The 12,337-nt window shown below is 60.0% G+C and carries 11 protein-coding genes; 8 read left to right on the top strand and 3 right to left on the bottom strand.

Annotated features, from left to right (window positions below):
• The first annotated feature begins 53 nt into the window (after positions 1-53).
• From murJ to queF, 3 genes are read left to right on the top strand one after another with little or no spacing between them, the layout of a single operon-like run.
• Entirely contained in the window at positions 54-1,589 is a 1,536-nt protein-coding gene (gene murJ, locus H2Z84_RS05910) for a murein biosynthesis integral membrane protein MurJ (RefSeq protein WP_181835161.1), read from the top strand.
• Between the two features lie 3 nt (positions 1,590-1,592).
• Positions 1,593-2,354, top strand: a complete 762-nt coding sequence (locus H2Z84_RS05905; protein ID WP_181835160.1) for a CPBP family intramembrane glutamic endopeptidase — start codon at positions 1,593-1,595, stop codon at positions 2,352-2,354.
• Positions 2,355-2,400: 46 nt separating this feature from the next.
• The gene (gene queF, locus H2Z84_RS05900; RefSeq protein WP_181835159.1) at positions 2,401-3,240 is read left to right on the top strand and encodes an NADPH-dependent 7-cyano-7-deazaguanine reductase QueF; all 840 of its coding nucleotides are present in this window, start codon (positions 2,401-2,403) and stop codon (positions 3,238-3,240) included.
• Positions 3,241-3,309: 69 nt separating this feature from the next.
• Here queF and H2Z84_RS05895 read toward each other — a convergent pair whose 3' ends face one another.
• Positions 3,310-3,990 (bottom strand): pseudouridine synthase, encoded by a 681-nt coding sequence (locus H2Z84_RS05895; protein ID WP_181835158.1) that lies wholly within the window; start codon positions 3,988-3,990, stop codon positions 3,310-3,312.
• A gap of 182 nt (positions 3,991-4,172) precedes the next feature.
• Between H2Z84_RS05895 and H2Z84_RS05890 the strand changes: the two genes are divergently transcribed.
• A complete protein-coding gene (locus H2Z84_RS05890) occupies positions 4,173-4,883 on the top strand; it encodes an alanyl-tRNA editing protein (protein WP_181835157.1) in 711 nt (236 codons plus the stop codon).
• A gap of 77 nt (positions 4,884-4,960) precedes the next feature.
• Here the strand turns inward: H2Z84_RS05890 and parE are convergent, their stop codons facing one another.
• Both parE and H2Z84_RS05880 read right to left on the bottom strand, forming a co-directional pair.
• Positions 4,961-6,925, bottom strand: coding sequence for a DNA topoisomerase IV subunit B (gene parE, locus H2Z84_RS05885; protein ID WP_103524091.1), 1,965 nt, complete (start codon positions 6,923-6,925; stop codon positions 4,961-4,963).
• 153 nt (positions 6,926-7,078) lie between these two features.
• On the bottom strand, positions 7,079-7,627 hold the full coding sequence (locus H2Z84_RS05880; RefSeq protein WP_103524099.1) for an RNA pyrophosphohydrolase: 549 nt from the start codon (positions 7,625-7,627) through the stop codon (positions 7,079-7,081).
• A 197-nt stretch (positions 7,628-7,824) separates the two neighbouring features.
• On the opposite strand from H2Z84_RS05880, the gene H2Z84_RS21260 reads away from it, so the two are divergent.
• The 4 genes from H2Z84_RS21260 to pssA all read left to right on the top strand — a co-directional run bounded on the left by H2Z84_RS21260 (position 7,825) and on the right by pssA (position 12,114).
• Positions 7,825-7,959, top strand: a complete 135-nt coding sequence (locus H2Z84_RS21260) for a hypothetical protein (protein WP_255424536.1) — start codon at positions 7,825-7,827, stop codon at positions 7,957-7,959.
• Between the two features lie 61 nt (positions 7,960-8,020).
• Entirely contained in the window at positions 8,021-9,349 is a 1,329-nt protein-coding gene (locus tag H2Z84_RS05875; protein WP_181835156.1) for a glutamine synthetase family protein, read from the top strand.
• A gap of 10 nt (positions 9,350-9,359) precedes the next feature.
• Positions 9,360-10,670, top strand: a complete 1,311-nt coding sequence (locus H2Z84_RS05870; protein WP_181835155.1) for an NAD(P)/FAD-dependent oxidoreductase — start codon at positions 9,360-9,362, stop codon at positions 10,668-10,670.
• Positions 10,671-10,773: 103 nt separating this feature from the next.
• Positions 10,774-12,114 (top strand): CDP-diacylglycerol--serine O-phosphatidyltransferase, encoded by a 1,341-nt coding sequence (pssA, locus tag H2Z84_RS05865; protein WP_181835154.1) that lies wholly within the window; start codon positions 10,774-10,776, stop codon positions 12,112-12,114.
• Positions 12,115-12,337: the final 223 nt, after the last annotated feature.

The raw sequence follows: 12,337 nt of genomic DNA, 5'->3' as shown, positions 1-12,337 counted from the left end.
GGCGCGTTCGTCGGCAGCGTCAGTGTGTATAAGAGACAGCTCCCCCCCAATAAATGAACCTGCTCAAGGCTCTGGCTGCAGTCAGCAGCATGACCATGGTGTCGCGTATTCTCGGCTTGGTCCGTGACACCCTTATCGCCCGCGTCTTTGGCGCCGGCATGGCGGCAGATGCCTTTAATGCCGCCTTCAAGATTCCCAATATGTTGCGCCGTCTGTTCGCCGAAGGGGCGTTCTCCCAGGCGTTTGTCCCCATCCTGGGTGAATACAAGAATCAGAAAACCGAAGCCGAAACCCGCGAATTCGTCGCCAAGGTAACGGGTGTACTGGGTTCGGTACTGCTGCTGGTGACAGCCATCGGCATGCTGGCTGCCCCGGCCATCATGTGGATCTCCGCCCCCGGCTTTTATCGCGAACCAGCCAAAGCAGCCTTGTTTGCCGACATCCTGCGCGTGTCGTTTCCTTATATCTTTTTCATTTCGCTGTCGTCGATGACCGGCAGCATACTCAATAGCTGGGGCAAATTCTCGATCCCGGCCTTCACACCCACCTTTCTGAATCTCAGCTTCATCGTGTTTGCGCTGTTCTTCACCCACAACTTTCACCCGCCCATCATGGCCATGGCCTGGGCGGTGTTTGTCGGCGGCCTGATCCAGCTGGTATGGCAACTGCCCTTTCTCAAGCAGATCGGCATGCTCACCATGCCTATCTTCGACTTCAAGGATGCAGCGGTATGGCGGGTAATCCGCCAGATGGGCCCGGCCATCTTCGGGGTATCGGTGGCGCAGATCTCCTTGCTGATCAACTCCACCTTCGCCTCCTTCCTGCCCACCGGCAGCGTGTCGTGGATGTATTACGCCGACCGGCTGATGGAATTCCCCTCCGGCGTGCTGGGCGTGGCGTTGGGGACCATCCTGCTACCCTCGCTGTCCAAGCATGCTGCCAGTAAGTCCGACAGTGAATTCAGCGTACTGCTGGACTGGGGCATTCGCCTGTCGCTGCTGCTGGCGGTGCCGGCCACCGTAGGCCTGGGCCTGCTGTCCGGCCCCTTGCTGTCCACCCTGTTCATGTATGGCCGCTTTACCGCGCATGATGCGCTGATGTCGCAACAGGCCGTCATCGCCTACTCCCTGGGCCTGCTGGGGCTGATTCTGGTCAAGGTGCTGGCACCGGGCTTTTATGCGCGACAAGACATCAAGACGCCGGTACGCATTGCCCTGATTACCCTGGGCTGCACCCAGCTGATGAACCTGATGTTTGTGTTTTCGCTCAAACACGCCGGACTGGCGCTCTCCATCGGCCTGGCCTCCTGCCTGAATGCCGGCCTGCTGCTGTCCACCCTGCTCAAACGCAAGATCTACCAGCCGCAAGCCGGCTGGAGCAGCTTCCTCGGCAAGATGGCACTGGCCATCCTGGCGATGACCGCCGTACTGCTGGCCCTGCAATGGCTGCTGCCCATCCACTGGGATGGCCACGCCTGGCAGCGCGTGTGCTGGCTGACCCTGCTGGTGGTGGCCGGCGCCGTCACCTACTTCGCCTCGCTGTTTGCACTGGGCTTCCGCCCGCGCCAGTTCATGCGCAAGGAACACTAACAGTTGACCACGTCATCACCCCTGCCCCCGGCCGACCGGCAAGCTGTCGCCGTACTGTTGGTGTGCTGCCTAAGCCTGACCTTGCTGTACTACCCGGCCAACAGCCACTGGCTGCTGGACTGTCTGCGCAACACGCTACCTGCTTGGGCCACCGTCTTTCAGCGCCAGATCGTGCACAACCCGGACACCCAGCTCTACCGCTCACTGTTTTGGTCGCTGGCCAGCGTGGCCAGCTACTGCTTGTTACCGCTGCTACACATCAAGCTGGTGCTGCGCCGCCCGCTGAGCGATTTTGGTCTGGCCCTACCCAGTTGGCGTTTGCTGCGCACGGATGGAAAGCTGTTCTTGCTGTTTTACGCCATCATGTTGCCACTGGTGTGGTGGGCGTCGGCGCAGCCGGGTTTCTTGCAGATCTACCCCTTCTTCCGCCTTGGCCCACAAGAAAGCCTGTGGCCGCACTGGGCCTGGTGGGAACTGTTATACTTCGCCCAATTTGCCGCGCTGGAGTTCTTCTTTCGCGGTTACATGGTACATGGCCTCAAGCCGCGCTTTGGGGTATCTGCCATCTTCGTGATGGTGCTGCCCTACTGCATGATCCATTTTGAAAAGCCGGTGCTAGAAAGCCTGGCCGCCATCATCGCCGGCATGGCACTGGGTGCGCTGAGCTATCGCTATCGCTCGATCTGGCTGGGCATCGCCTTGCATTGTAGCGTGGCACTCACCATGGACTTAATGGCGCTATGGCGCAAAGGCCTGCTGTTCTGAGCAGCAACCGGCGCAGCCAGCTCGCATTTTTCACGGAATTCCTTTCATGACCACTCCGCACCTGACACCCGATCAGTCCCCGCTGGGCAAAACCGTCAGCTATCAGGACCAGTACGACGCCAGCCTGCTGTTTCCCATTCCGCGCAAGATGAAACGCGATGAAATCGGCGTGAACGAACAGGCCCTGCCCTTTGCCGGTGTGGATATCTGGACCGGCTTCGAGCTGTCCTGGCTGAATGCACGCGGCAAGCCGCAGGTGGGCATTGCCACCTTCCTCATTCCGGCCGACAGCCCCAATCTGATCGAGTCCAAATCGTTCAAGCTTTACCTGAACAGCTATAACCAGACCCGCATTGCCAGCCTGGCAGAGTTACAGGCGCAGCTGGCGCTGGACCTGTCCAATGCTGCCGGCGGCGCGGTATCGGTCAGCGTACAGCTGCCGCAGGACTTTGCCGCTGAGCGCATTGCCGAACTGGCCGGCGACTATATCGACGCGCTGGACATCGCCGTGGACAACTACGCGCCCTGCCCGGAGATTCTGCGTGCCGATAACAGCCATATCGTCAGCGAAACCCTGTGCAGCAATCTGCTGAAGTCCAATTGTCTGGTGACCGGCCAGCCAGACTGGGGCAGCCTGCAGATCCGCTACACCGGCCCGAAACTGGACCGCGAAGCACTGCTGCGCTACCTGATCGGCTTCCGCCAGCACAATGAATTCCACGAGCAATGCGTGGAGCGCATCTTTACCGACATCCTGCGTGCCTGTGCACCGCAGCAACTGACGGTCTACGCCCGCTACACCCGCCGTGGCGGCCTGGACATCAACCCCTGGCGCAGCAATGCGGCAAAACCGCCACAGCACAACACCCGCACGGCACGGCAGTAAGCTGGCGATCTAAAGTAAAAAAGCCTGCTTGGACGACAAGCAGGCTTTTTTGCGGGCAACACCAGGCCATCAAAACGGCACGGGGGCTTCGAATTCCATTTCTTCACGGGTAATCGGGTGGCGCAACACCAGCCGCGAGGCATGCAGCAGCAGGCGCTCGGCCTTGGCCAGTACTTCCGGCGGCGCATAAATGTCATCGCCCAGAATGGGATGGCCACTTTCCAGATGCAGCATGTGCATGCGCAACTGGTGGGCACGGCCGGTTTGCGGGTCCAGCTCCATGCGCGAGGTCTGCCGCAGGGAATCGCGCAATACCACGCGGTAATGGGTGATGGCTTGCTTGCCCTCCACCAGATCCACCTTCTGCCGTGGCCGGTTCGGCCAATCGATGATCAGCGGCAGGTCGATGGTGCCGCTATTGCTTTCGACAATACCGTCCACCACGGCGATATAGCGCTTTTTCACCTTGCGGTCCATGAAAGCAATCGACAGCGCACGCTGCATCGCAGCCCCACGGCCAAAGATCACCAAGCCCGAGGTAGCCATGTCCAGCCGGTGCACGGTCAGTGCGTCGGGATACACTTTTTGCACCCGGCTGACCAGGCAATCCTCCTTGCCCTCGCCACGCCCGGGCACCGACAGCAGGCCAGACGGCTTGTCCACCACCACCAGGCAGTCGTCGGCGTAAATCACCGCCAGACCGGTATCCGGCGGCGGGGTGTAGGTTTCCAGATTATGGGCTTGGGTCATGGCAGCACACCGCGCCCAGCCTTGCAGCAGGCGCGCAAAAAACGAAGAACGGGCGATTATCGTATTCCCGGCCAGCCTTCACAAGCTGTCACCCTGCATTTGCCAGGGAATTGCCACTTGAAATGACCGCACAACGCCATCACCCTGTCATGATCAGATCATTCCCCACCCAAGGAGCCGTCATGCCGGAGCGCTTTTACCTCGACCCTTACCAACGCCAGCTGGAAACCACCGTCGTGCGCCATGACGATGCCGGCCTGGTGCTGGCAGACACCCTGTGCTACCCCTTGGGCGGCGGCCAGCCCGGCGACACCGCCACGCTGACCCTGGCCGATGGCAGCACGCTGGCCATCAGCGATACCCGGCGCAACCGCGAAACCCGCGAAATCCTCCATATCACCGCCGCCGATGCCCCACAACTGGCATCAGGCAGCCCCGTCACCCTGACGCTGGACTGGGCGCGCCGTCACCGCCACATGCGCACCCATACCGCACTGCACCTGCTAGCTGTAGTAATCAAGGCCGGCGTCACCGGCGGCAATCTGACTGCAGAATCCGGCCGGCTGGACTTCGACATTCCGGAAGGCATGGAGCTGGACAAGGACGCCATCGAGGCTGGCCTGAATGCCTTGGTGGCAAAGGACCTGGCGGTGAGCATCCAGATGACCAGTGGCGAAGCATTGAAAACGCGTCCGGAGCTGATCAAGACCATGTCGGTGACCCCACCGCTGGACTTGCCAGAAATCCGCCTGCTGGAAATTGATGGTGTCGACCTGCAGCCCTGTGGCGGCACCCATGTGCGCAGCACCGGCGAAATCGGCCGCCTGCTGGTGAAAAAGATTGAAAGCAAGGGCGCACGCAACAAGCGGGTGGTGATCGCACTGGCCGACTGAGCAATTGTGATCTGCCATGGCAAAGGGGACCCGCAGGTCCCCTTTTGCATGCCCATCAGCGCCAGACAGCGACTGGCTCAGATATCGGCCTCCACCTCATTGCCCTTGGCTTCCATCCAGCTACGACGGCTGGAAGCCTCGCCCTTGCCCATCAGCATGACGAAGGTGGACAGGGTATGGGCCAGCTCCCCCGGACGCACCTGCACCCGCGACAAGCGGCGGGTATCGGGATTCATGGTAGTGTCCTTCAGTTGCTCCGGGTTCATCTCGCCCAGACCTTTGAAGCGCGAGATCCCCCAGCTGCCCTCGCGCACCCCTTCACTGCGCAGACGGTCGAGAATGGCATTCAGCTCGCCCTCGTCCAGCGCATAAATCTTGCGCGGCGGACGGTTCTTGCCCGAACCCGGCACATCCACCCGGAACAGCGGCGGCTGGGCGATGTAGATATTGCCGTTTTCAATCAGCCGCGGGAAATGGCGGAAGAACAAGGTCAGCAACAGCACCTGAATGTGCGAGCCGTCCACGTCGGCATCAGACAGGATGGCGATCTTGCCGTAACGCTGGCTGGACAGGTCGGGGTGATCATCCGGCCCGTGCGGGTCGACGCCGATGGCCACCGAGATGTCATGGATTTCGGCATTGGAAAACAGTTGATCCTTGTCGGTTTCCCAGCTGTTGAGCACCTTGCCACGCAGCGGCAGGATGGCCTGGTACTCCTTGTCGCGCGCTAGCTTGGCCGAACCACCGGCCGAATCACCTTCTACCAGGAACAGCTCGTTGCGCTCCAGATCTTCGCTTTCGCAATCCGTCAGCTTGCCCGGCAGCACGGCAACGCCCGAACCTTTTTTCTTTTCTACTTTCTTGACCGACTTCAGCCGTGATTGCGCCTGACGGATGGCCAGTTCGGCAATCTTCTTGCCGGCTTCCACATTCTGGTTCAGCCACAGCTCCACCGGGTCACGTGCCAGGCTGGAAATCAGCTTGAGCGCATCGCGGCTGGTGAGCTTGTCCTTGGTCTGGCCCTGGAATTGCGGGTCGAGCACGCGGGCGGACAGTACAAAGCGTACCCGGCTCCACACGTCTTCGGCCATCAGCTTGACGCCACGCGGCAGCAGATTGTGGTGATCGATAAAGGTCTTCACTGCATCAAACACCCCGGCGCGCAGGCCGGCTTCGTGCGTACCGCCAGACGGGGTGGGAATCAGGTTGACGTAGCTCTCGCCGCTGGCGCCGTCTTCGAACCAGGCCATCGCCCATTGCACGCCCTCGCCCTTGGCGAACTGTTCGTGGTCGTCACCGATATAGGCTTCGGCGGCAAACAGCGGGGCGACCGGCTCGTCGCCATTGCACAGCTCGGCCAGATAGCTTTTCAGGCCCTGCGGATACTGCCACACCTTGACCTCGTCACCACTGGGGCGCTCCACCGTCAGCGTCACCGCAACGCCGGGCAGCAATACCGCCTTGGCGCGCAGCAGGCGCTCCAGCTCCGGAAGCGAGTAACGCGGGCTTTCAAAATATTTGCCGTCCGGCCATACCCGCACGCGGGTGCCGCTGGTGCGCGAGCCACAATCGCCGATACGGGCCAGTGGCTCAATCACATCCCCACCGGAAAACACTAGGCGGTGTACACCACCTTCGCGCTTGACCTCCACCTCCAGCCGGGTGGACAAGGCATTGGTCACCGACACGCCCACACCATGCAGACCGCCGGAGAAGGCATAGGCACCGCCATCCTTCTTGTTGAACTTGCCGCCAGCATGCAGCCGGGTGAATACCAGCTCCACCACCGGCACGCCTTCCTGCGGATGCAGGCCCACCGGAATGCCGCGACCATCGTCCTCTACCGACAGCGAGCCATCCTGATGCACGGTGACGGCAATCTTGCGGGCATAGCCACCCAGCGCCTCGTCGGCTGCGTTATCGATGACTTCCTGACAAATATGCGTGGGGTCGGTGGTGCGGGTATACATGCCCGGCCGTTCCTTGACCGGTTCCAGCCCCTTGAGCACCCGTACCGAGGATTCGTCGTATTGTTGAGTCATAGCTTGTTTCGTCGCCTGTATCGGCCCTGCAGCCAGGGCCAAGCTGAATGATGTCGCCGCCCCGCCATACGGCGGGAAGGGCATGATGCTCAAACGGCAGCACTGGGCCGCCGCTTGCTTGAAGAATGATGCAGATCGCCCGGCAATGCGGCGTCAGTGATCCTGCAGCTTGTCCGGTAAACCGCAGGCGGGCTGACGCATACGCTGCAGGAAGCTGTCGTAATTTTCCAGGCCCTTGAGAAAACGTGATAACTCGGTCAGGGCGCGGATATAAACATCGCGCTTGAACTCGATGACCGCATCCACTGGTGCCCAATAGTCATTCCAGCGCCAGCCGTCGAATTCCGGATGGCTGCTGGCACGCAGGCAGACATCACAATCGCGCCCGGTCAGCCGCAGCAGGAACCAGATTTGTTTCTGTCCTTTATAACTGCCACGCCATTCGCGCCTTACCCAGTTGCTGGGCACGTCATAGCGCAGCCAGTCGCGGGTACGCCCCACGATCTTGACATGTTGCGGCAACAGCCCGACCTCCTCCAGAAGCTCGCGGTACATGGCCGCTTCCGGACTTTCGCCCGGTTTGATGCCTCCTTGCGGAAATTGCCAGGAATGCTCGCGCACCCGCTTGCCCCAGAACACCTCATTTTTACCGTTAATGAGGATGATTCCGACATTGGGGCGATATCCGTCCCGGTCCAGCATGAAAAAAACCTGCAAATCGTCTAGTTGACCGAATTTTTGCACATTTCGCCAGCTCTTGCCATGCGGCTGTCCACCCGAGTGCCCGGCAAATCCACCACAGCATGCGCCAGACACATTAAAAAGAATTGACGCCAGCGGGCAAAGCCGTTTAAAAATCAGCGCAGCACTACCCACCCTTCATCAGGATGCCCGGCCACATGCAAGCACGTCGCAACCCACCAGCCGTCCCCGCCCTGCCTCTGGCAGTGGTGGCGCTGTGCCCGTGGGCCAATCCGACAGCCTTGTCGCTGGGCTTCTTCATCCAGCCGTTTACTGCAGTCGGTCACCGCTAGCGTTGTGCCGTAATACCCGCCATATGGCGGCTCACGACAATGCCTAGCACAAGGACCATCCATGCAAGATTCTGCAAATTGGCTGCACAGCCACGGCATTCGCACGGTCGAATGCCTGTTTTCCGATATCACCGGTAGCGCACGCGGCAAGGTTGTCCCCGCCGCCAGCCTGCTGGCCACGAACGAGCTGCGCTTTTCCCAGGTTGGCCTGGTACAGAGCGTCAGCGGCCACTGCCTGCAACAGCTGGTACCCGAACTCGACCCCGACATGCGTCTGCTGCCTGATGCCAGCACCCTGCGCCAGTTGCCATGGAGCCGCGAACCGGCGGCCATGCTGATTCACGACTGCCTGCATGAGGATGGCAGTCTGGTGGAGTTCGCACCACGCAATGTGCTCAAGCGAGTGCTGGCACGCTATGCCGAACTGGACCTGACGCCGGTGGTTGCGCCGGAAATGGAGTTTTATCTGTTTGCCCGCCGCAGCAGCCTGGATGCCGCTCCGCAAGCACCCGCCTGCTATGGCAGCGCTGGCGATAGCCTGCGTCAGCCCTATTCACTGGACCGGTTACACGATCTGGATGCGGTGCTGGGTGATATCCAGCATGGCTGCCAACGCCTGGGCATCGGGGCCGATACCTTGCTGCAAGAGGTAGGCTGCGGCCAACTGGAGATCAATCTGCAACACGGCGATGCCATTGCGCTGGCCGATCAGGCCTTCCTGTTCAAGCGCATGGTGCGTGAGGCCGCAGCCCGTCACCAGCTGGAGGCCTGTTTCATGGCCAAACCGCTGGCCGATGATGCCGGCAGCGCCATGCATATCCACCAGAGCCTGGTGCATGCCGATACTGGCCGCAACGCCTTCTCGCTGGACAATGGCCAAGCTGCACCGCGTTTCGCCCACTATATCGCCGGTCTGCAACACTATTTGCCCGATGCCTTGCTGCTCCTGGCTCCCTACGTCAACTCCTTCCGTCGGCTGGCCCCCTTTACGGCAGCGCCCATCAATGTCGAATGGGGCTATGACAACCGCACTTGTGGCTTACGCATTCCGCACGGAGGCCCGCAAGCCCGACGAGTGGAAAACCGGCTGCCAGGTGTGGATGCCAACCCCTATCTGGCTTTGGCCACTACCCTGGCCTGCGGTTTGCTTGGCATGCAACAGGAACTGCAGCCGACAGCACCGCTGGATAGCAGCGCCTATGGTCGCCCCTACGCCTTTCCCCGCACCCAGCTGGAAGCGGTGGAGCGGCTGGCTGCCAATGCTGAACTGGCTGCCGTGCTGGGACCGCAGTTTGTTGCCACCTATTGTCAGCTCAAGCTGAGTGAATGGCAGGAATTCAATCGCCAGGTCAGTCCCTGGGAGTATCGCCATCTGCTAAGCCAGGCTTGAAAGAGCTTGCATGAACCGTGAACACGCACCGCATCTGGCCCAGTTTGATGGCCATCACATCGACTCCTGGCATGCGGCCACCGCGCCACTGCGCGAGCGCTATCCGGTTCTCAACGAAGTCATACGCTGCGATGTCTGTGTGGTGGGGGCCGGTTTTACCGGCCTGTCCACCGCACTGAGCCTGGCTGAAAAAGGGCTCTCGGTCACCTTGCTGGAAGGTGCCCTGGTCGGTTTTGGCGCATCAGGCCGTAATGGCGGGCATATCCTGCACGGTTTTGCCGCTTCCATGGCCACATTTGAAAAGCAGCTGGGCGGCCGGGGGGCCCGACAATGCTGGGATGCATCACTGGAAGGCATCTCACTGATTGCCAACCGCATTCATCAGCATCAGATCGCCTGTGAGCTACGCTGGGGCGTTCTCACCACGGTACGCAACCGTCGGCAGCAGCAGTGGGTGCAAGCGCAACAGCGCCAGCTACAGGCCTATGGTTATCACGACACGCAATGGCTGGAAGGACAGGCACTGCAGAGTCACATCGACTCACCGTTCTTCAGTGCAGCACTTTACGACAGCGGCTGTGGCCATCTTCACCCACTCAAGTATGCCCAGGGGCTGGCACGAGCGGCGTCACAGGCAGGCGTGAGGCTGTTCGAGCATTCACCAGTCACTTCCATCGATGAGGACAAGCGCGGCTTGCAGATTGGCACACCACAAGGCTGGGTCAATGCCGACAGAATGGTACTGGCCTGCAATGTCGATATCGGACCATTGCAAGCCGGGTTACGGCGCTGCATCGTACCACTGCGCTCACACATCATTGCCACGGCACCCTTACCGGCAGAACTGGCCAGCAGCCTGCTTCCGGGTGGCGCCGCCGTCTGTGAAGGCAGCCCCTTGCCAGATTACTTCCGCCTGACGCCCGATCATCGCCTGCTGTTTGGTGGGCTACCAGGCAGCGCCAGTCCTCAGGCCCAGATTGCCGAGCAACAAGCGCGACTCGCCAACATCTTTCCTCAATGGAAAAACCGGCAGATCGACTACGGATGGAGCGGGCATGTGGATGTCGGCCCTGCACGCCTGCCACAAATCGGCCGCCAAGGACAACGCATCTATCACGCCCAGGGCTTTGCTGGCCATGGTGTCGCATTAAGCGGCATTGCCGGGAAAATGCTGGCAGAAACCATGGCAGGTGATATCGGCTGCTTCGATGTATTCAACAAGCTATATGCCCATCCACTGCCACTGCCAGCCTCGCTGGAAGACAGCCTGCTGCGCTTGTCTATGCTCTACCACCGCCTGCGCGATGGCCTTGGTTTCTAGCCACCAGCCTACTGCTCGCCAACATGCACCGGCCAGCGCCCCCAAAACCTGCAAACGATGCTAGGATGCCTCGATCAACCGTTTTACTCGTGATCGATCCCGCATGGCATTTCTTTTTGACCGGCCTTCATTGCAGCGCCTACCGCGTTTTCCGCTGAGCGCCGCAGCATTTAGTACCCTGTTCAGCGCAGCAGAGTTTCGGCATGCCTTGCTGGCTGCCATAGCCAGCGCCCGTCAGCGCATTTACCTCACGGCACTCTACCTGGAACAGGATGAAGCTGGTCGTGAAATACTGGCCGCCCTGTTTGAAGCCAAACAAGCCAATCCTGTACTGGATATACGCATCATGGTGGACTGGCATCGTGCACAACGGGGTCGTATCGGCGAAAACCACGACAGCTGCAATGCCGCCTGGTATCGCGAAGAATGCAGTCGCCATGCGGTCGAACTGCCCATTTATGGTGTCCCGGCACAAACGCGTGAATTATTCGGCGTACTGCACCTGAAAGGTTTCATTGTCGACAATCAGGTGATCTACAGCGGTGCCAGCCTCAACAATGTCTATCTGCACAAGCAGGACAAGTACCGTTTCGACCGTTATCACCTGCTTGAAAATGCCGCCCTGGCCGATAGCATGGCCAAGTTGCTGTGCCAGCACTTTTTCAATGATGAGGCCGTGTTCCGGTTAGACAAACCGGTGCCCTGCACCCGTAGCATCCGCAAGGAAATCCGCGCCTTCCGCAGCCGGCTGGAAAACTTGCACTACACCCTGCCCCCCGAGCAGGCCTGTCAGCACGGCATGGGTGTCACCCCAGTACTGGGCCTGGGCAAGGGCAATGCGCTGAATCGCCTCATCCTGCAATTGATCACCAAGGCCGAGCAACGGCTGGTCATCTGCACGCCGTATTTCAACTTCCCCATGGCAATACTGCGCGCTATCAATCGCGCCCTGCGCCGTGGCGTGGAAGTCACCATCATCGTCGGCGACAAAACCGCCAACGATTTTTTCATTCCGGAATCCGAGCCCTTCCGCCTGATTGCGGCGCTGCCCTATCTCTACGAAATGAATCTGCGCCGCTTTGCCAAACGCCGTCAGACCCATATCGATGCGGGAAAACTCCATCTGCAGCTATGGAAAGAGGGGGACAACAGTTACCACCTCAAAGGCATGTGGAGTGACCAGCAGCACATCCTGCTAACCGGAAACAATATGAATCCGCGCGCATTCCGGCTCGATCTGGAAAATGCCTTGCTGATTCACGACCCAGATCAACAGCTACAAGCACAAAGCCAGCGCGAACAGCAACACATCCTGCAGCACACCACCCGTGTCAGCCACTACCGCCAGCTGGAAAGCGTGCGTAACTATCCATTAAAAGTACGCACCATTCTCACGCGACTGAGCCGAGTGCGCATTGACCGGATGCTGAACCTGATGCTGTAGCGCGCCCCCTATGGGTAGCCAATAAACGCAAATAGCCGCTTTTTAGCGGCTATTTTCACGACACGACCCGTCACAATTGAAAGCAAGATGGGCGATGCCATGCAAAAAGCCCAGCTCGATTGAGCTGGGCTTCTAATGGGGAGTCTGGCGGTGTCCTACTTTCACATGGCGAATGCCACACTATCATCGGCGCTAAGGCGTTTCACGGTCCTGTTCGGGATGG

Source organism: Aquitalea aquatica (assembly GCF_013911085.1).
GTDB classification, from domain to species: Bacteria; Pseudomonadota; Gammaproteobacteria; order Burkholderiales; family Chromobacteriaceae; genus Aquitalea; species Aquitalea aquatica.
This window is presented reverse-complemented; position numbering and strand designations above follow the sequence as displayed.